This window comes from Pseudomonas sp. C9, from assembly GCF_002000165.1.
In the GTDB taxonomy this organism is placed as follows: Bacteria; Pseudomonadota; Gammaproteobacteria; order Pseudomonadales; family Pseudomonadaceae; genus Aquipseudomonas.
Map to the genome: position 1 here is coordinate 2,441,152 of NZ_MPAK01000001.1, position 17,867 is coordinate 2,459,018.

At 59.6% G+C, this 17,867-nt stretch carries 19 protein-coding genes; 11 read left to right on the forward strand and 8 right to left on the reverse strand.

Annotated elements, in window-relative coordinates; all coding sequences use genetic code 11:
- The first annotated feature begins 229 nt into the window (after positions 1 to 229).
- From coxB to BMS17_RS11455, 4 genes are all read left to right on the forward strand, one after another.
- Complete coding sequence (gene coxB / locus BMS17_RS11440) at positions 230 to 1,357, forward strand: cytochrome c oxidase subunit II (RefSeq protein ID WP_046031075.1); 1,128 nt, start codon at positions 230 to 232, stop codon at positions 1,355 to 1,357.
- An 82-nt stretch (positions 1,358 to 1,439) separates the two neighbouring features.
- On the forward strand, positions 1,440 to 3,038 hold the full coding sequence (gene ctaD, locus BMS17_RS11445) for a cytochrome c oxidase subunit I (protein ID WP_046031074.1): 1,599 nt from the start codon (positions 1,440 to 1,442) through the stop codon (positions 3,036 to 3,038).
- Between the two features lie 117 nt (positions 3,039 to 3,155).
- A complete protein-coding gene (locus BMS17_RS11450; RefSeq protein WP_046031073.1) occupies positions 3,156 to 3,707 on the forward strand; it encodes a cytochrome c oxidase assembly protein in 552 nt (183 codons plus the stop codon).
- Positions 3,708 to 3,732: 25 nt separating this feature from the next.
- Positions 3,733 to 4,620 carry a cytochrome c oxidase subunit 3 gene (locus BMS17_RS11455; protein ID WP_046031072.1) on the forward strand — a complete coding sequence of 296 codons (888 nt, stop codon included), beginning with the start codon at positions 3,733 to 3,735 and terminating at the stop codon, positions 4,618 to 4,620.
- Positions 4,621 to 4,623: 3 nt separating this feature from the next.
- Here the strand turns inward: BMS17_RS11455 and BMS17_RS11460 are convergent, their stop codons facing one another.
- Complete coding sequence (locus BMS17_RS11460; RefSeq protein WP_046031071.1) at positions 4,624 to 4,827, reverse strand: twin transmembrane helix small protein; 204 nt, start codon at positions 4,825 to 4,827, stop codon at positions 4,624 to 4,626.
- A 70-nt stretch (positions 4,828 to 4,897) separates the two neighbouring features.
- Between BMS17_RS11460 and BMS17_RS11465 the strand changes: the two genes are divergently transcribed.
- From BMS17_RS11465 to BMS17_RS11485, 5 genes are read left to right on the forward strand one after another with little or no spacing between them, the layout of a single operon-like run.
- A complete protein-coding gene (locus BMS17_RS11465) occupies positions 4,898 to 5,638 on the forward strand; it encodes an SURF1 family protein (protein ID WP_046031121.1) in 741 nt (246 codons plus the stop codon).
- On the forward strand, positions 5,604 to 6,197 hold the full coding sequence (locus tag BMS17_RS11470; protein WP_046031070.1) for a hypothetical protein: 594 nt from the start codon (positions 5,604 to 5,606) through the stop codon (positions 6,195 to 6,197). Before BMS17_RS11465 ends, BMS17_RS11470 begins: the two co-directional genes overlap by 35 nt.
- Before the next feature lie 10 nt (positions 6,198 to 6,207).
- Positions 6,208 to 7,287 carry a heme A synthase gene (locus BMS17_RS11475; RefSeq protein ID WP_046031069.1) on the forward strand — a complete coding sequence of 360 codons (1,080 nt, stop codon included), beginning with the start codon at positions 6,208 to 6,210 and terminating at the stop codon, positions 7,285 to 7,287.
- Positions 7,275 to 8,174: a heme o synthase gene (cyoE, locus tag BMS17_RS11480; RefSeq protein ID WP_046031068.1), complete on the forward strand. Its 900-nt coding sequence runs from the start codon at positions 7,275 to 7,277 to the stop codon at positions 8,172 to 8,174. Before BMS17_RS11475 ends, cyoE begins: the two co-directional genes overlap by 13 nt.
- Positions 8,171 to 8,806 (forward strand): SCO family protein, encoded by a 636-nt coding sequence (locus BMS17_RS11485; protein WP_046031067.1) that lies wholly within the window; start codon positions 8,171 to 8,173, stop codon positions 8,804 to 8,806. Before cyoE ends, BMS17_RS11485 begins: the two co-directional genes overlap by 4 nt.
- A gap of 151 nt (positions 8,807 to 8,957) precedes the next feature.
- Here the strand turns inward: BMS17_RS11485 and BMS17_RS11490 are convergent, their stop codons facing one another.
- The 3 genes from BMS17_RS11490 to BMS17_RS11500 all read right to left on the reverse strand — a co-directional run bounded on the left by BMS17_RS11490 (position 8,958) and on the right by BMS17_RS11500 (position 11,487).
- The gene (locus BMS17_RS11490) at positions 8,958 to 9,728 is read right to left on the reverse strand and encodes a MetQ/NlpA family ABC transporter substrate-binding protein (RefSeq protein ID WP_046031066.1); all 771 of its coding nucleotides are present in this window, start codon (positions 9,726 to 9,728) and stop codon (positions 8,958 to 8,960) included.
- Between the two features lie 77 nt (positions 9,729 to 9,805).
- On the reverse strand, positions 9,806 to 10,480 hold the full coding sequence (locus tag BMS17_RS11495) for a methionine ABC transporter permease (RefSeq protein WP_077430960.1): 675 nt from the start codon (positions 10,478 to 10,480) through the stop codon (positions 9,806 to 9,808).
- On the reverse strand, positions 10,480 to 11,487 hold the full coding sequence (locus tag BMS17_RS11500; protein ID WP_046031064.1) for a methionine ABC transporter ATP-binding protein: 1,008 nt from the start codon (positions 11,485 to 11,487) through the stop codon (positions 10,480 to 10,482). The genes BMS17_RS11495 and BMS17_RS11500 overlap by 1 nt, the downstream gene beginning before the upstream one ends.
- Before the next feature lie 262 nt (positions 11,488 to 11,749).
- Here BMS17_RS11500 and katE point away from each other — a divergent pair, with 262 nt between their 5' ends.
- Complete coding sequence (gene katE / locus BMS17_RS11505) at positions 11,750 to 13,888, forward strand: catalase HPII (protein WP_077430961.1); 2,139 nt, start codon at positions 11,750 to 11,752, stop codon at positions 13,886 to 13,888.
- An 80-nt stretch (positions 13,889 to 13,968) separates the two neighbouring features.
- Here katE and BMS17_RS11510 read toward each other — a convergent pair whose 3' ends face one another.
- The 4 genes from BMS17_RS11510 to zur are packed head-to-tail and all read right to left on the reverse strand — an operon-like array spanning position 13,969 to position 16,771.
- A complete protein-coding gene (locus tag BMS17_RS11510; protein WP_077430962.1) occupies positions 13,969 to 14,685 on the reverse strand; it encodes a PA5502 family lipoprotein in 717 nt (238 codons plus the stop codon).
- A 37-nt stretch (positions 14,686 to 14,722) separates the two neighbouring features.
- Positions 14,723 to 15,511 carry a zinc ABC transporter permease subunit ZnuB gene (znuB, locus tag BMS17_RS11515; RefSeq protein WP_046031061.1) on the reverse strand — a complete coding sequence of 263 codons (789 nt, stop codon included), beginning with the start codon at positions 15,509 to 15,511 and terminating at the stop codon, positions 14,723 to 14,725.
- Complete coding sequence (gene znuC, locus BMS17_RS11520; protein ID WP_046031060.1) at positions 15,504 to 16,289, reverse strand: zinc ABC transporter ATP-binding protein ZnuC; 786 nt, start codon at positions 16,287 to 16,289, stop codon at positions 15,504 to 15,506. The genes znuB and znuC overlap by 8 nt, the downstream gene beginning before the upstream one ends.
- Positions 16,289 to 16,771: a zinc uptake transcriptional repressor Zur gene (gene zur, locus BMS17_RS11525; protein ID WP_046031059.1), complete on the reverse strand. Its 483-nt coding sequence runs from the start codon at positions 16,769 to 16,771 to the stop codon at positions 16,289 to 16,291. Before zur ends, znuC begins: the two co-directional genes overlap by 1 nt.
- A 66-nt stretch (positions 16,772 to 16,837) precedes the next feature.
- Here zur and BMS17_RS11530 point away from each other — a divergent pair, with 66 nt between their 5' ends.
- Positions 16,838 to 17,758 (forward strand): zinc ABC transporter substrate-binding protein ZnuA, encoded by a 921-nt coding sequence (locus BMS17_RS11530; protein ID WP_077432179.1) that lies wholly within the window; start codon positions 16,838 to 16,840, stop codon positions 17,756 to 17,758.
- Positions 17,759 to 17,867 lie beyond the last annotated feature (109 nt).

Consider the following 17,867-nt stretch of genomic DNA (forward strand, 5'->3'; position numbering starts at 1 on the left):
TTCTCCATTCGTGCCCTTGAACGCAAGTACCAGCTGTTTCAGATCATTTACGCCATCACATTGCGAGGTAGCAGTCGCTGTCTATACTCGGGTGGGAATGGAGTTAGCTGATGACGCCCGACTGCACACGCAGCAAGGCTCGGCGATTCAAGTTCGTAGTCTGAAAAAGCCGCTCCCTTGCCGCAGGTGAAAGCCGGCGGGATAACAAGAACGATAAGGGGAACCCGCAATGATGCGACATCCACACGTCTGGATGGGCCTCCTGTTGTGGTCGATTTTCGGTCAGGCGCAAGCAGCCTGGACTGTGAATATGGCGCCAGGAGCGACTGAAATCAGTCACGCAGTATTTGACCTGCACATGACCATTTTCTGGATCTGTGTAGTGATCGGCATCATCGTCTTTGGCGCCATGTTCTGGTCGATGATTCTCCACCGCCGCTCGACCGGGCAGGTGGCCGCAAAATTTCATGAAAGCACCACCGTCGAAATCCTTTGGACCATCGTGCCCTTCATCATTCTGGTGGCCATGGCGGTTCCCGCGACGGCAACCCTGATCAAGATGTACGACGCCAGTGAGCCGGATATCGACATCCAGGTCACGGGCTATCAGTGGAAGTGGCACTACAAGTACCTGGGCCAGGACGTTGAATTTTTCAGCAACCTGAACACTCCCGCCGACCAGATCCACAACAAGGAAACCAAGGGCGAGCACTACTTGCTCGAGGTCGACAAGCCGCTGGTGTTGCCGATTGGTGCGAAGGTGCGCTTTTTGGTGACCTCCGCCGACGTCATCCATTCCTGGTGGGTCCCGGCCTTCGCGGTCAAGCGCGATGCGATCCCGGGGTTCGTCAATGAAGCCTGGACCCGCGTCGACAAGCCCGGCATCTACCGTGGCCAATGCGCCGAGTTGTGCGGCAAGGACCACGGCTTCATGCCGATTGTGGTCGAGGTCAAGGAAAAGGCCGATTACGAAAAATGGCTCGCCGACCGCAAGGCTGAAACCCTGCAACTCAAAGAACTGACCAGCAAAGAGTGGACCCTCGACGAACTCAAGGAACGTGGCGACAAGATCTACCACACCACCTGCGTGGCCTGTCACCAGGCCGAAGGTCAGGGGCTGCCGCCGATGTTCCCGGCACTCAAGGGCTCGAAAATCGCCACCGGACCGAAAGAAGGTCACCTGAGCATTGTCTTCCACGGCAAACCCGGCACCGCCATGGCGGCGTTCGGCAAGCAGCTCTCGGAAGTCGATATCGCGGCGGTCGTGACCTACGAACGTAACGCCTGGGGCAACAACAAGGGCGACATGGTCACTCCTAAAGAAGTGTTGGAGCTGAAACAGGCGGAAAGCAAATGACCCGGTCTATTGCGTACTTAAGGAACGGGTTGGGGCTACGCGCCCCGACCTGCCCAGCCCATCTGTTTGCAGGAGACAGGACATGACTGCTGTAGTCGATGAACATGTTCATACCGCCACCGACCACACCCATGTCCACGGCCCCGCCAAAGGCCTGATGCGTTGGGTGCTGACCACCAACCACAAGGATATCGGCACGCTGTACCTGTGGTTTGCGTTTTCCATGTTCCTGCTCGGCGGCTCGTTCGCGATGGTGATTCGCGCCGAGCTGTTCCAGCCGGGGCTGCAAATCGTCCAGCCGGAATTCTTCAACCAGATGACCACCATGCACGGTCTGGTGATGGTGTTCGGTGCGGTGATGCCGGCCTTCGTCGGCCTCGCCAACTGGATGATCCCGTTGATGATCGGCGCACCGGACATGGCGCTGCCACGGATGAACAACTTCAGCTTCTGGCTGCTGCCGGCCGCGTTCCTGCTGCTGGTGTCGACCCTGTTCACCCCCGGTGGCGGTCCGAACTTCGGCTGGACGTTCTACGCCCCGCTGTCGACCACCTACGCACCGGAAAGCGTGACGTTCTTTATCTTCGCCATCCACTTGATGGGGATCAGTTCGATCATGGGCGCGATCAACGTGATCGCGACCATCCTCAACCTGCGCGCCCCCGGCATGACGTTGATGAAAATGCCGCTGTTCGTCTGGACCTGGCTGATCACCGCATTCCTGCTGATCGCGGTGATGCCAGTACTGGCCGGATGCGTGACGATGATGCTGATGGACATCCACTTCGGCACCAGCTTCTTCAGTGCCGCCGGTGGCGGTGATCCGGTTCTGTTCCAGCACGTGTTCTGGTTCTTCGGTCACCCCGAGGTGTACATCATGATCCTGCCGGCCTTCGGTGCCGTCAGCTCGATCATCCCGACCTTCTCGCGCAAACCGCTGTTCGGCTACACCTCGATGGTCTACGCCACGGCGAGTATCGCGTTCCTGTCGTTCATCGTCTGGGCGCACCACATGTTTGTGGTCGGCATTCCTTTGGTGGGCGAGTTGTTCTTCATGTACGCGACGCTGTTGATCGCGGTGCCGACCGGGGTGAAGGTGTTCAACTGGGCCAGCACCATGTGGCAAGGCTCACTGACCTTCGAGACGCCGATGCTGTTTGCCGTGGCGTTCGTGATCCTGTTCTCCATCGGCGGTTTCTCCGGGTTGATGCTGGCCATCGCCCCAGCGGACTTCCAGTACCAGGACACCTACTTCGTCGTCGCGCACTTCCACTATGTGCTGGTGCCGGGGGCGATTTTCGGGATCTTCGCCTCGGCCTATTACTGGATGCCGAAATGGACCGGCCACATGTACGACGAAACCCTGGGCAAGCTGCACTTCTGGCTCTCGTTCATCGGCATGAACATGGCGTTCTTCCCGATGCACTTCGTGGGCCTGGCCGGCATGCCGCGACGGATTCCGGACTACAACCTGCAATTCGCCGACTTCAACATGGTCTCCTCAATTGGCGCGTTCATGTTCGGTGCAACGCAGCTCTTCTTCCTGTTCATCGTGATCAAGACCATTCGTGGTGGCCCGCCTGCACCGGCCAAACCATGGGATGGGGCCGAAGGCCTGGAGTGGAGCATTCCGTCACCGGCGCCGTATCACACCTTTACTACGCCGCCGGAAGTGAAATGAAACGCCTGGCCTTTGTAGGAGTGAGCCTGCTCGCGATGGGTTCGACGCGGTGTGTCAGACACACCGCCATTGCGAGCAGGCTCACTCCTACAGGGTTTGGCGTGGAGGTCGAAAATCATGGCTGATTCGATTTCGATGAAAAAACTGGTCACCCGCCTGCTGCTGGTGGTGGTGGCCATGTTTGTCTTCGGGTTTGCCCTGGTGCCGATCTACGACGTGATGTGCAAGGCGTTCGGCATTAACGGCAAGACCGCCGGGCAATACGAAGGCGAGCAAACCGTGGACACCTCGCGGCAGGTTCGCGTGCAGTTCCTGTCGACCAACACTGCCGACATGCCATGGGATTTCTATCCCAAGGCTGAAGAGTTGACCGCCAATCCGGGCGCTGTGAACGAGATGATTTTCATCGCGCACAACCCCACCGATCGGCCGATGAGCGCCCAGGCCGTGCCGAGCATCGCGCCCAGCACAGCCGCGGCGTACTTCCACAAGACAGAATGTTTTTGCTTTACCCAGCAAGTGCTGCAGCCCGGTCAACGGATCGAGATGCCGGTACGTTTCATCGTTGACCGTGACATGCCCAAGGATGTGAAGCACCTGACGCTGTCCTACACGCTGTTCGATATCACCGCCCGACATCCACCGGTAGCTGTAAACACTGGCGGCTGAGCGTGCCCGATAAGGAGAACAATAAATGGCAACTCATGAACACTATTACGTACCGGCCCAGAGCAAATGGCCGATCATCGCCACGTTCGGCATGGTCACCACGGTGTTTGGCCTGGGTACCTGGTTCAACGATCTGAAGGCCGCGCGGCCGGAATCCCACGGCCCGCTGATCTTTTTCGTCGGCGGCCTATTGCTGGCCTACATGCTGTTCGGCTGGTTCGGGACGGTGATCAAGGAAAGTCGTAGCGGCTTATATAGCGCTCAGATGGACCGCTCGTTTCGCTGGGGCATGAGCTGGTTCATTTTCTCCGAGGTGATGTTTTTCATCGCTTTCTTCGGCGCGCTGTTTTATGTACGTCACGTCTCCGGCCCGGCCCTCGGCGGTGAAGGCACCAAAGGCATCGCGCACATGCTCTGGCCGACCTTCGAGTGGACCTGGCCACTGCTGAACAACCCCGACTCGAAACTGTTTCCACCGCCCAAGGAAGTCATCAGCCCCTGGGGCTTGCCGCTGCTCAACACCGTGCTGCTGGTGAGTTCCAGCGTGACCGTGACCATCGCCCACCACGCGCTGAAAAAAGGCCATCGCGGCGCACTGAAACTCTGGCTTGCGCTCACCGTATTGCTGGGCTGCGCATTCCTCTTCTTCCAGGCTGAAGAATACATGCACGCCTACCGGGAACTGGGCCTGACCCTCGGTTCCGGCATTTATGGCGCGACGTTCTTCATGCTCACCGGTTTCCACGGCGCCCACGTGACCATGGGCACGATCATTCTGTTTGTGATGCTGATGCGGGTCATGCGCGGGCACTTTGATGCCGATCACCAGTTCGGCTTTGAAGCGGCGAGTTGGTATTGGCACTTCGTGGACGTGGTGTGGATCGGCCTGTTCGTTTTCGTCTACGTGCTATGAGGCTTACCAAGGCGCGTGCGACACCAACTGGCCGCTGAAGAAGCCCCAGGCGATCAAGCCGACGGTGACAGCGGCCAAGGCCACACGAACACTCAAGGCAATGACGAGGCGGTTTGAGCTGCTGTCGTCCTTGACCAGAAAAAACAGGCCGCTGAACAGGCTGACAACCGTGGCAATCAGCATCAGGACGATGGCTGCTTTGAGCATGGTGAGACTCCGGGGGAAAGGCGATGCACTTGAGTATAGCTATCGCGACCAGCGACTTTTTGGCCTCGCCATGAAGCGCTTCCGGCCGGGCATCGTGCCGACCCTGGTGGTGGCAGCATTGCTGCCGCTGCTGGTGTCGCTCGGGTTCTGGCAACTGGGCCGAGGCGCGGAGAAAAGCGCGTTGCTGCAAAGCTATGCCGAGCGCCGCGCCGCCGAACCGATGGCCAGTACCGAGTTGCAACACACCGAAGACCCGGCCTTTCGCCGGGTTCACTTGCACGGCCAATTCGATGCCGCGCACAGCCTGCTGCTGGACAACCGCCAGCGTAACGGCAAGGTCGGCGTTGAGCTGCTGCAACCGTTTCAGGACCAGGCCTCCGGGCTCTGGTTGCTGGTCAATCGCGGCTGGCTGCCCTGGCCGGACCGGCGCATACCGCCGCAGTTCACTACACCTGAAGAGGCCTTGAGTCTTGACGCCTCGGTCTACGTGTCCCCTGGCGCGACCTTCCAGTTGCATGCCGATCCGAGCACCACGACCTGGCCACAACTGGTGACCGCCGTTGAGCCGGCCAAGCTGTGGACGGCGCTGAACCGTGCAGGGTTCGCCTACGAATTACGTGAAGAAACCGGCCCCGCGTCCTACCAGGCCGATTGGCCAGTAGTGGCCATGGGGCCGGAAAAACACCTCGCTTATGCCGTGCAGTGGTTCGCCATGTCGCTCGCCCTGTTCGGCCTTTATCTCTATCTAGGCTGGCACAACGCAAAGGAGAAACACCATGGGAGCGGCCATGAATCCACCCAACATGTCTGAGGCGAAAACGCCGGCGAGTCGACGCAAGGGCCGCTTTCAGCTGCTGCTGATTTTGCTCGGGGTGATCGGTCCGATGATCCTCGCCACCGGCATGTACAAGTTGCAGTTCTGGGTGCCGGAGGGTCGCAGCTATCACGGCGAACTGATCGGTAACGGCCAGACACGCGCCGATCTGGGCGTGCAGGCACAAGAGGATCGCTGGCAGTTGCTGGTAACAGCGCCCAAGGATTGCTCGGTCGACTGCCAGCAACTGGTGTACCTGGCGCGACAAATCCAGATCGGCCTTGGCCGTGATGCCTCCCGCGCCAGCCACGCCTTGGCTGCCGCGCAACCGCTGAGCAGCGAGTACGACGCCAAGCTGACCCGCGAGTATCCTCAACTACAACGCTACCCCATGGACCTGACCACTTTCAGCAAGACGACAGGGGATAAAACTGCACCGCAACTGTGGATCATCGACCCGCACGGCAACCTGGTGCTGCGTTATGACCCGACGGTGAAGGGCAAGGATCTGCTTAACGACCTGCGTCATCTGCTGAAACTGTCGAACATCGGATAAGGGCATCGTCATGGCCAAACCTGGATTTCGCCTCGCGCTGTTTGCCACCTTGCTGGCACTGATTGTGGTGTTGCTCGGCGCCTACACCCGCCTGACCCACGCCGGCCTCGGCTGCCCGGACTGGCCCGGTTGCTACGGTTTTATCAGCGTGCCGAAAAGCGAAGCCCAACTGGCGCATGCCGAATTGCACTTTCCCGATGCTCCGGTCGAAGCCCACAAAGGCTGGAACGAGATGGTCCACCGCTACTTCGCCGGTACGTTGGGGCTGTTGATTTCGATCCTGGCGGGCCGGGCCTGGGTGCACCGTCGTCATCCGGGGCAACCGGTGAAGTTGCCATTGTTCTTGCTGGCGGTGGTGTTCGCCCAAGCCGCGTTCGGCATGTGGACGGTGACGCTCAAGCTCTGGCCGCAAGTGGTCACCGGGCATTTGCTCGGCGGGTTTGCGACGCTGAGTTTGTTGTTTTTACTGACGTTGCGCCTGTCTGGCGTATTGCCGGCGCTGACCGTGCCACGGCGTTTGCAGTATTGGGCGACGGCAGGGTTGCTGCTGGTGATCCTGCAAATTGCCCTCGGTGGCTGGGTCAGTTCCAACTATGCCGCCGTGGCCTGCATCGATTTCCCGACCTGCCATGGACAATGGATGCCACCGGCCGATTTCGCCAACGGCTTTCATCTGACTCAACACATCGGCCCCAATTACCTTGGTGGACAACTGGACAGCGATGCCCGTACCGCGATTCATCTGACCCACCGAATTGGCGCGTTGCTGGTCACGCTGGTGCTGCTCGGGCTCGCCTGGCAACTGAAAGCCGTCGGCATGACGCGTCTTGCAGGGATGGTGCTGATCGCACTCACTGCACAAATCACCCTTGGAATCAGCAACGTGCTGTTCCATCTGCCGCTACCGGTGGCCGTCGCCCACAACGCGGGCGGCGCGGCACTCCTGCTGACGATGGTGCTGGTCAATTATCACGCACGGACCAGTCTGGTTCGGGTCAAGCAGCAATCCCTCGCGCGTTGGCACTTCAGCCCGCGTAAACACTCAGCCGGGCCCATAACAATAAAAGGAGAGATGCCATGGCGACATTGATCGGCGAACGTCACAGTCAGGCGATCTGGCGTGACTACCTGGAGCTGACCAAGCCGAAAGTGGTGGTGCTGATGCTCATCACCTCGCTGGTCGGCATGTTCCTCGCGACCCGTGCCGGGGTGCCATGGACGGTGCTGGTGTTCGGCAATCTGGGGATCGCCTTGTGTGCCGGTGGCGCCGCGGCCGTCAACCATGTGGTGGACCGGCGCATCGATACGATCATGGCCCGCACGCACAAACGTCCGTTGGCGCAAGGCCGGGTGTCACCGGCCTCTGCGCTGACGTTTGCCCTGGTGCTGGCCGTGCTGGGTCAGGCCTTGTTGCTGGCGTTCACCAATCCGCTGACCGCCTGGCTGACCCTCGCATCGCTGCTCGGGTATGCAGTGGTCTACACCGGTTTCCTGAAACGTGCGACCCCGCAGAACATCGTCATCGGCGGCCTGGCCGGGGCTGCCCCGCCGCTGCTTGGCTGGACCGCTGCCACCGGACACGTCAGCGCCGAACCGCTGCTGCTGGTGCTGATCATTTTCGCCTGGACCCCGCCGCACTTCTGGGCGCTGGCGATTCACCGCAAAGAGGAATACGCCAAGGCCGACATTCCAATGCTGCCGGTCACCCATGGCGAGCACTACACCAAGGTGCACATCCTGCTTTATACCTTTGCGTTGCTGGCCGTCAGCCTGATGCCCTACGTGATCCACATGAGCGGCCTGCTCTACCTGGTTTGCGCCGTGGTGCTGGGCGCAAGGTTTCTGCAATGGGCCGTGGTGTTGTACCGTGGCACCCGGCCGCACGCGGCGATCAACACGTTCAAGTATTCTATTTACTACTTGTTCCTGCTGTTTATCGCGCTGCTCGTAGACCACTACTTACTGTTGAACCTATGACTCGAACCCAGAAAACCGTCTTCATTCTCGTCGCCCTGATCGCACTGGTTCTGGGCCTGACCATCAACAAAGTGCTGTCTGGTAAAGGTCAGGGCGACCCGACGGCACTGATCGACGCGGGGATCATCCTGCTGCCGCAAAGTCGCAACTTGCCTGACGTGAAAATGACCGATCAGGACGGCAATCCAGTGACGGTCAATCAGCTGAAAGACAAATGGAGCCTGCTGTTCTTCGGCTACACCTTCTGCCCGGATATCTGCCCGACCACCCTCGCCCAGTTGCGTCAGATCAAAAGCGAGCTGCCACCCGAGGCGGTGGCCAAACTGCAGATCATCCTGGTCAGCGTCGACCCGAACCGCGATACCCCGCCTCAGCTCAAGCAGTACCTGGGCTACTTCGATCCACAGTTCAAAGGCCTGACCGCTTCCTCGGTGGATGACATTCAGAAGCTGGCCAATGCCGTGAGCATTCCGTTTATTCCGGCCGACACCAGCAAGCCGAACTACACGGTTGATCACAGTGGCAACCTGGCGGTAATCGGCCCGGATGGCACACAACGAGGGTTTATTCGGGCGCCGCTGAACAATGCGAAGCTGGTGGCGCAGTTGCCGGTGATGCTTAACCGCAAATAATCACCACGCTTTTCTGTAGGAGCACGGCTTGCCGGCGATGGCGGTCTCAAGGATGCCATCGCCGGCAAGCCGTGCTCCTACAGGGAGCGGTGTTTTGGCACAAAAAAAAGGGAACGCACATGGCGTCCCCTTTTTCGTTGCGTTCAGACAATCAGAACGCCGGCACTACCGCGCCTTTGTACTTCTCGAGGATGAAGGCTTTGACTTCCGGGCTGTGCAGCGCGGCAACCAGTTTCTTCATCGCGTCGCTGTCCTTGTCGTCCGGACGGGCCACGAGGATGTTCACGTACGGCGAGTCGCTGCCTTCGATGACCAGCGCGTCCTTGGCTGGATCGAGCTTGGCTTCCAGCGCGTAGTTGGTGTTGATCAGCGCCAGGTCGACCTGGGTCAGCACGCGTGGGATGGTCGCGGCTTCCAGTTCACGGAATTTCAGGTCCTTGGAGTTCTCGGTGATGTCCTTCACGGTCGACAGGATGTTGTTCGAGTCCTTCAACTTGATCAGGCCAGCCTTCTCCAACAGCAACAGCGCACGGCCGCCATTGGTGGCGTCATTCGGGATCACCACGTTGGCACCACCCGGCACCTCGGCGAGGGTTTTGTACTTGCTGGAGTACGCGCCCAGCGGCTCCAGGTGCACACCGACCACGGAAACCAGGTTGGTGCCCTTGGCCTTGTTGAACTCATCGAGGTACGGCTGGTGCTGGAAGAAGTTGGCGTCCAGACGTTTTTCCGCTACCTGCACGTTCGGCTGAATGTAGTCGGTGAAGACTTTGACCTTCAGGTCCACGCCTTCTTTGGCCAGGGCCGGCTTCACGAATTCGAGGATTTCTGCGTGCGGGACCGGGGTGGCAGCGACAGTCAGGGTGTCTGCGTGGGCGGAGAAGGCCGCAACAGCAGCGAACGCGACGAGTAGTTTTTTCATTCAGCTAACTCCATATAAGGCGCCCGTCTGGCGCCGGCCAGCGAATGGCCGGCTCATTTGTTATTGACGAGAATTCTTTATTTTCTGGAAAAATGAACAACCAACTTGTCGCCAAAGGTTTGCAGCACCTGAACCAGCACCAGCAGCAGCAACACCGTCACAACCATCACGTCGGGCTGGAAACGCTGATAACCAAAACGGATCGCCAGGTCGCCCAGGCCACCAGCGCCGACTACACCGGCCATTGCCGTATAGGACACCAGCGTAATCGCTGTCACCGTAATTGCGGCGAAGATGCCGGGACGGGCTTCTGGCAGCAAGGCATTGGTGATGATCTGACGCGTCGTCGCGCCCATGGCCTGGGTGGCTTCGATGATGCCGCGATCCACTTCACGCAATGCGGTTTCCACCAGTCGCGCAAAGAACGGCGTGGCGCCCACCACCAGCGGTGGGATCGCACCCGCGACGCCCAGCGATGTGCCGGTTATCAACACGGTGAACGGGATCATCACGATCAGCAGAATGATGAAGGGCAGCGAACGCAGCACGTTCACCATCAGCGACAGCATCGCGTAGACGCCTTTGGCTTCCAGCAACTGGCGCGGGCTGCACAAGAACAGCAGCACGCCCAGCGGCAAGCCGAGCAATACAGTGAACAGTAAGGAACCGCCGAGCATCATCAGCGTGTCGCCGGTGGCCAGCCAGATTTCGTACCAATCGATATTAACGAAGAAACTTGTCAGGACTTCCATCAGCGCAGCACCTCCATGTGAACGTCAGCCGCGGTGAAGCGGGCAAACGCCGCCTCCATGTCGCCACCGGTGACGGCCAGGGTCAGTTGCCCGTAGGGGATGTCTTTGATGCGGTCGATACGACCGGCCAGGATGCTGTAGTCCACACCCGTTTCGCGGGCGACGGTGCCCAGCAGTGGCGCGTAGGTCGCTTCGCCTTGGAAGGTCAGGCGTACGATGCGGCCCGGCACATGAGCGAAGTCGTCGCGCTGCTCGCTTTCGTCGATCTGCTCGTCTTCTTGCACAAAACGCTTGGTGGTTGGGTGCTTCGGATGCAGGAACACCTCGGCCACCGAACCTTGCTCGACGATCACACCGGCGTCCATCACCGCGACCTGGTCGCAGACTCGGCGAATCACGTCCATCTCGTGAGTGATCAACACGATGGTCAGCTTCAGCTCGCGGTTGATCTCGGCCAGCAACTGCAGGACCGACGCCGTGGTCTGTGGGTCCAGGGCGCTGGTGGCTTCATCGCACAGCAGGATTTTCGGTTTGGTCGCCAGGGCACGGGCAATGCCGACGCGCTGCTTCTGGCCACCGGACAACTGAGCCGGGTACTTTTTGGCGTGGTCGGACAAACCCACCCGCGCCAGCAATTCGGCCACCCGCAGGTCGATCTCGCTGCGCGACAGTTCGCCGGCCAGGGTCAACGGCAACGCGACATTGTCGGCCACTGTCTTGGACGCCAGCAGGTTGAAGTGCTGGAAAATCATCCCGACTTGCTGACGGAAGCGTCGCAGGCTGTTGGCATCCAGCGCGGTGACTTCTTCGCCGTCGACGATGATCTTGCCGCCACTGGAGTTCTCCAGGCGATTGATCAGACGCAGCAGGGTACTTTTTCCCGCACCGGAATGACCGATCAGGCCGAAAACCTGACCGTTCTCAATCGTCAGACTGGTCGGATGCAGGGCGGGAATATCCTTACCGGCGACGCGGTAGGTTTTGTGGACGTTTTGAAACTCGATCACGTAGCGAACCTTGTGGGGCGCGTTAGAAAAAGGATCAGCGGTTAGCCGGGCGCGCATTTTAGCCTGTCCGTATAGAGGTTATTAGCATTTATTCCGCATTCATCCTTCGATTTGGCAATAACGCGATCAAAGGTCATAAAAAAGGAACGGCTAAAAACCCCATCAGTCACTAATAAGGCAACTCGAAAACGCCCCCGGTGCCGTGCCTGGGGAATGCACAGAGTCCTGGCTTCGGCGGGAATCGAACGAGGAGTTTAGCCTGATGAGCATCAAGAAGCCTGCCGCAAACAAAAGCGCAATGGCCGGTACCGATGCCCCGGACCGGGGCAACACCAATGCCAAGCTCGACAGCCTGGAAAAATTTCGCTCCGACGCCACCGACCAGGCCCTGCGCACCAATCAGGGCGTGAAGGTATCGGACAACCAGAACACCCTGAAAGCCGGCGCCCGCGGGCCTTCGCTGCTGGAAGACTTCATCATGCGTGAGAAAATCACGCACTTTGACCATGAACGCATTCCCGAACGCATCGTCCATGCTCGCGGAACCGGCGCGCATGGTTACTTCCAGGCATACGAAAACCATTCTGTGTTGACCAAGGCTGGTTTCCTGCAGGATCCGGGTAAGAAGACGCCAGTATTCACGCGTTTTTCCACGGTACAGGGGCCACGCGGGTCAGGCGATACGGTGCGCGATGTTCGAGGTTTCGCCGTGAAGTTCTTCACCGAAGAAGGCAACTTCGACCTGGTGGGCAACAACATGCCGGTGTTTTTCATACAGGACGCGATCAAGTTTCCTGACTTCGTGCATGCGGTAAAACCCGAGCCACACAACGAAATGCCTACGGGCGGCTCGGCACATGACACGTTCTGGGACTTCGTCTCCCTGGTGCCGGAGTCGGCGCACATGGTGATCTGGGCCATGTCCGACCGGGCGATCCCGAAAAGCCTGCGCAGCATGCAAGGCTTCGGTGTTCACACGTTCCGGATGATCAACGCCGAAGGCAAATCGCGCTTCGTAAAATTTCACTGGCGCCCCACTGCCGGCACCTGCTCGCTGGTGTGGGATGAGGCGCAAAAGCTTGCCGGCAAAGACACCGATTACCATCGTCGCGACCTCTGGGAAGCCATCGAGAGGGGCGATTACCCAGAGTGGGAATTGGGTGTGCAGATCATCGAAGAGGAAAACGAGCACAGTTTTGACTTCGACATTCTTGATCCGACCAAGCTGATTCCAGAGGAACTGGTGCCGATTACGCCGTTGGGCAAGATGGTACTCAACCGCAACCCGGACAACTTCTTCGCCGAGACCGAACAGGTCGCGTTCTGCCCGGGCCATATCGTACCGGGGATCGATTTCTCCAACGATCCGTTGCTGCAAGGTCGGCTGTTTTCCTACACCGACACGCAAATCAGCCGACTCGGCGGGCCGAACTTTCATGAGATTCCGATCAATCGGCCGGTGGCCCCGTTCCACAACGGTCAACGGGATGCTCAACACCGCAGCACCATCGATAAGGGCCGCGCTGCTTATGAACCCAACTCCATCGACGGCGGCTGGCCCAAGGAAACGCCGCCCAGCGCGCAGAATGGCGGTTTCGAGAGTTACCCGGAACGCATCGACGCCAACAAAATCCGTCAGCGCAGCGAGTCGTTCAGCGACCACTTCTCCCAGGCGCGCCTGTTCTTTCACAGCATGAGCAAGCACGAACAAGAACACATCATTGCGGCTTACAGCTTTGAACTCGGCAAGGTGGAGCGGGAGGTCATCCGGGCGCGGGAGGTGAATGAAATCCTGGCCAATATCGATCTGGAACTGGCCAGGCGAGTAGCCGCCAATCTAGGGCTGCCAGCGCCGAAGACCGGGACCGTCGACGTGCCGAAAATCACCCTGGAGCGCTCGCCGGCATTGAGCCAGGCCAACCTCCTGCCGGGGCATATAAAAACCCGGAAAGTGGCGATACTCGCGGCAAATGGCGTCGATGGTGCAGCCATTGAAGCGATGAAGAGGGCATTGAAAGCGGAAGGGGCGCACGCCAAATTGCTCGGCCCAAGCTCAGCCCCGGTGAGCACCGCCGATGGCAAAACATTGCCGGTGGATGCTTCGATGGAAGGCCTGCCTTCAGTGGCGTTCGACGCAGTGTTCGTGCCCGGTGGCGCGACGTCGGTCAAGGCATTGAGCAGCGATGGCGTGGCGCTGCATTACCTGCTGGAGGCGTACAAGCACCTGAAGGCGATCGCTCTGCAAGGCGAGGCCAAACAGTTGCTGGATGTCTTGAAGCTGGAGGTTGATGCGGGGTTGGTCGTCGGGACGGACGCCAAGCTGATCAAGCCGTTTTTTGCGGCAATCGGGCAGCATCGGGTGTGGGATCGAGAGCCTAAGGCCAAGGGAATTCCGGCCTGAAGACTTGTGTTACAGGGAGGCTCGCTCCCACATAGATCAGCGATGATCATCCTGTGGGAGCGGGCTTGCTCGCGAAGCTTCTAAAGTTTACGAGGGCTCAAGACCATTTGCGCCGGAATGTTACGCATGATCTGTTTTTCCAGTTTCAAATCGAAGTCCGAATCCAGTTTCTTCACTCGTTTGGTCAGCAGTGTGGCCAGCCAGGGGTAATCATCGGTGCGCGGCGCCTGAATGCTCACATCGCATTGAAAATGCACCACATCGGCGGCAATAGCATCCAGTTGGCGACGTAACTGGCTCATATCGGAGATATTCAACGCAACCGTGGTGCTTTCAGCCGTCGGATCGATGACTTTGGCCTTTGGCTGGGCTTCGGCAGCCTTGAGAGCCGCTTCGGCTTTATCCAGCTCAGCCTTGCGGGCCTGAGTGATTGCGCCGTTGACTCCACCGGTCAGCGCTGGCGCCTTGGGCATCAGGGCACGGGCACGGCTCAGAGCGGTGGCGGCGGCATTCACGTCGCCTTTTTGCAGCACGATCTGGCTGCGACGAAGATAAGCCTCGGCCAGTTGTCGCTGGTAGGGCTCAAGGGACGGATCGTTGGGCGATTCGGCTTGCAACGTCGCCAGCTGGTCTTCGGCGGTGGCCAATTCATCACTGGCGATGTTTTGTTCCAGCTGCGCGATGGCCGTAGCCCGCGCATCAGTGGCCCCTTGGGCCGCCGGTGGCGTGCTTTGGCAGGCACCCAGCAGCAAAGAAAATGCGACAAGGAGCAGATAACGGGAGGCGAACGACTTCATTCCTGCGACTCTCTATTTGCGCAAAAAACGAGCAAGTCTACACCCCTCGACGGGGCAGGACAAAACTCAGCAGAAACAGTGCGGCAGCCGTCACAACAATCGATGGGCCTGCCGGTGTGTCCTTGAACCACGACAGCGCCAGCCCGCCACAGACCGCGAGCATGCCCAGCAGGCTCGCGCCCAGTGCCATCTGCTCCGGCGACCGGGCGTGACGTTGTGCCGCAGCCGCCGGGATGATCAACAGCGACGTAATCAGCAAAACGCCGACGATTTTCATCGCCACCGCGATCACCACGGCGATCAGCAGCATCAGGGCCAATCGTAGCGAGGCCACTGGCAAACCTTCGACCTTGGCCAGTTCTTCATGCACCGTGATTGCCAGCAACGGCCGCCACAACGTCACCAACAGGGCCAACACGGCTGCGCTGCCGCCAAGGATCCAGGCCAGATCGGTCGGGCTGATCGCCAGCAAGTCGCCGAACAGATACGCCATCAGGTCGATCCGCACTTCGTGCATGAAGCTTAGTACCACCAGGCCCAAAGAGAGGGTGCTCGGTGCGAGTATTCCCAAAAGCGTGTCAGACGCCAGCGGCTGGCGTTGTTGCAACGTCACCAGCAACACCGCCAGTAGCAGACAGCCGACGGTGACCGCAACGGCCGGGCTGACATCCAGCAGAAAGCCCAGCGCTACGCCCAGCAGAGCGGCATGTGACAAGGTGTCGCCGAAATAGGCCATGCGCCGCCAGACCACGAACGAACCCAGCGGGCCCGCCACCAGTGCCAAGGCCAAACCTGCAAGCAGGGCGTAGAGCAGAAAATCAGCCATGCTTGCAGCTATCTCCATGAACGTGGGGTTGGGCTGCCGAAGCGGCGGTGACCACCGAACCATGCAGATCATGGGCGTGGTCGTGGTGGTGGTGATAAATCGCCAGGCTTTGTGCGTTCTTGCCGAACAGCTCGACGAACGCCGGATCACCACTGACTTGTTCAGGATGGCCGGAGCAGCAGACGTGGCGATTGAGGCAAACCACTTGGTCGGTGGTGCTCATTACCAGGTGCAAATCGTGGGAAACCATCAACACACCGCAGCCATGACGGTCGCGCAGTCGCGTGATCAGGCTATAGAGTTCGGCCTGGCCAGCGACGTCGACACCTTGCACCGGTTCGTCGAGCACCAGCAATTCCGGCTCGCGCAACAGGGCTCGGGCCAGCAGCACGCGCTGCATTTCACCGCCGGAAACGCTTTGCACCGGACTGTCAATTACCTGCTCGGCGCCGACTTCCTGCAGTGCCGCCAAGGCCATGGCACGATCCACGCCCGGTACAAGGCGCAAGAAGCGCAGCACTGAAAGCGGCAGCGTCGGGTCGACATGAAGTTTTTGCGGCATGTAGCCAACGCGCAGTTTCGGCTTGCGCCAGACACTGCCACTGTCCGGTTTCAACAGGCCGAGCACCGCGCGCACCAGCGTAGTCTTGCCGGCACCGTTAGGGCCGATCAGGGTGACGATCTGCCCTGGCTCGACACTCAGCTCGATGTTATCCAGCACAGGTTGCCCGGCAAACGTGACGGCAACTTGCTTAAGACGGATCAGCGCATTGCTCATCAAGCCCCCTGGCAGCCCGAGCAGAGGCCGACCACTTCTACGGTCTGGCCTTCGACAATAAATCCAACATCCTTGGCGCTACCAATGATGGCGTCACTGATGGACTGCTGTTCGAGTTCAATGGCGGCGTGGCATTCGCGGCAAATCAGGAACTGCCCTTGGTGAGCGTGCCCCGGATGATTGCAGCCGACGAAGGCGTTCAGCGAGGAGATGCGGTGTACGAGGCCGTTATCCAGGAGAAAATCCAGCGCGCGATACACGGTCGGCGGCGCGGCACGACGGCCGTCCTGCTCACTGAGCACCGCGAGAATGTCGTACGCACCCAGCGGCTTGTGGCTTTGCCACACCAGTTCCAGCACCCGGCGGCGCAACGCGGTCAGGCGCAATCCCTGACGAGCGCACAAGGCATCGGCCTCAGACAATGCGCTATGCACGCAATGAGAGTGGTCGTGGGGACGGCTGGCAATCGGTGTTTTAGGCATGAGCGGCGACGAGTTTTGTGAGAGACGTTATTATGTTACCCGTTCTCGCCTCTTCGAGTGGTCATCGTGTCCCGACTTTTTTCTATCTTTGTCGCAATTGTCGCAAGTTTTTTGCTGATCGGTTCGGCGCACGCCGAGGTCAAAGTCCTCACCAGCATCAAACCCCTGCAGCTGATTGCCGCTGCGGTGCAGGATGGCGTGGCGATTCCGGAAGTGTTGCTACCGCCAGGGGCTTCGCCGCACAACTATGCCTTGCGTCCTTCCGACGTACGGAAGGTGCAATCGGTCGATCTGCTTTACTGGATCGGGCCAGACATGGAAGGCTTCCTGCCGCGCGTGCTTAACGGTCGTACGCTGCCGAGCGTCGCCGTGCAGGATTTGCCTGGGCTTAATCTTCGACATTTCGCCGAAGATAGCCAATCTCACGCCGAAGATGCCGACGAACATGACCACGATCACCGCCCAGGCACGCTGGATGCGCATTTGTGGTTATCACCGGTCAATGCTCGCGTGATCGCCACAAAAATGGCCGCCGACCTGAGTGCTGCCGATCCGGCCAATGCGGCGCGTTATCAAAGCAACCTGAAAGCGTTCGACGAGCGACTGGATGCGCTGGACCTGCGCTTGAAGGCGCGACTGGCGGGGATCGCGGGCAAGCCGTATTTCGTATTCCATGAAGCGTTCGACTACTTCGAAGACGCTTACGGCCTCAAGCACACTGGCGTATTCAGCGTCGCTGCCGAAGTACAGCCGGGCGCCCAGCACGTCGCGACAATGCGCGCGCGATTGCAGGAAGTCGGCAAGACTTGCGTGTTCAGTGAACCGCCGTTGCGTCCGCGCCTGGCGGAAACGTTGGTGGCCGGGTTGCCAGTGAAGCTGGCGGAACTGGATGCGCTGGGCGGATACACACCCGCGACTGCACAAGGATATGAGCAGGTGCTGGAGAAGTTGGGGAATGATTTGGCGGGGTGCCTGGAGTCGTTGTAACCCGGACATTTGTGTCGCCCCCATTCGCGAGCAAGCCCGCTCCCACATTGGATCTCCTGTGCACACAAATTCTGTGGCTGGCGCAGTTCCAATGTGGGAGCGGGCTTGC

Excerpts from the sequence above, each read along its gene's own strand:
- coxB (WP_046031075.1), top strand. The coding sequence starts at position 230 with ATGATGCGACATCCACACGTCTGGATGGGCCTCCTGTTGTGGTCGATT.
- ctaD (WP_046031074.1), top strand. The coding sequence starts at position 1,440 with ATGACTGCTGTAGTCGATGAACATGTTCATACCGCCACCGACCACACC.
- BMS17_RS11450 (WP_046031073.1), top strand. The coding sequence starts at position 3,156 with ATGGCTGATTCGATTTCGATGAAAAAACTGGTCACCCGCCTGCTGCTG.
- BMS17_RS11455 (WP_046031072.1), top strand. The coding sequence starts at position 3,733 with ATGGCAACTCATGAACACTATTACGTACCGGCCCAGAGCAAATGGCCG.
- BMS17_RS11460 (WP_046031071.1), bottom strand. The coding sequence starts at position 4,827 with ATGCTCAAAGCAGCCATCGTCCTGATGCTGATTGCCACGGTTGTCAGC.
- BMS17_RS11465 (WP_046031121.1), top strand. The coding sequence starts at position 4,898 with ATGAAGCGCTTCCGGCCGGGCATCGTGCCGACCCTGGTGGTGGCAGCA.
- BMS17_RS11470 (WP_046031070.1), top strand. The coding sequence starts at position 5,604 with ATGGGAGCGGCCATGAATCCACCCAACATGTCTGAGGCGAAAACGCCG.
- BMS17_RS11475 (WP_046031069.1), top strand. The coding sequence starts at position 6,208 with ATGGCCAAACCTGGATTTCGCCTCGCGCTGTTTGCCACCTTGCTGGCA.
- cyoE (WP_046031068.1), top strand. The coding sequence starts at position 7,275 with ATGGCGACATTGATCGGCGAACGTCACAGTCAGGCGATCTGGCGTGAC.
- BMS17_RS11485 (WP_046031067.1), top strand. The coding sequence starts at position 8,171 with ATGACTCGAACCCAGAAAACCGTCTTCATTCTCGTCGCCCTGATCGCA.
- BMS17_RS11490 (WP_046031066.1), bottom strand. The coding sequence starts at position 9,728 with ATGAAAAAACTACTCGTCGCGTTCGCTGCTGTTGCGGCCTTCTCCGCC.
- BMS17_RS11495 (WP_077430960.1), bottom strand. The coding sequence starts at position 10,480 with ATGGAAGTCCTGACAAGTTTCTTCGTTAATATCGATTGGTACGAAATC.
- katE (WP_077430961.1), top strand. The coding sequence starts at position 11,750 with ATGAGCATCAAGAAGCCTGCCGCAAACAAAAGCGCAATGGCCGGTACC.
- BMS17_RS11510 (WP_077430962.1), bottom strand. The coding sequence starts at position 14,685 with ATGAAGTCGTTCGCCTCCCGTTATCTGCTCCTTGTCGCATTTTCTTTG.
- znuB (WP_046031061.1), bottom strand. The coding sequence starts at position 15,511 with ATGGCTGATTTTCTGCTCTACGCCCTGCTTGCAGGTTTGGCCTTGGCA.
- znuC (WP_046031060.1), bottom strand. The coding sequence starts at position 16,289 with ATGAGCAATGCGCTGATCCGTCTTAAGCAAGTTGCCGTCACGTTTGCC.
- zur (WP_046031059.1), bottom strand. The coding sequence starts at position 16,771 with ATGCCTAAAACACCGATTGCCAGCCGTCCCCACGACCACTCTCATTGC.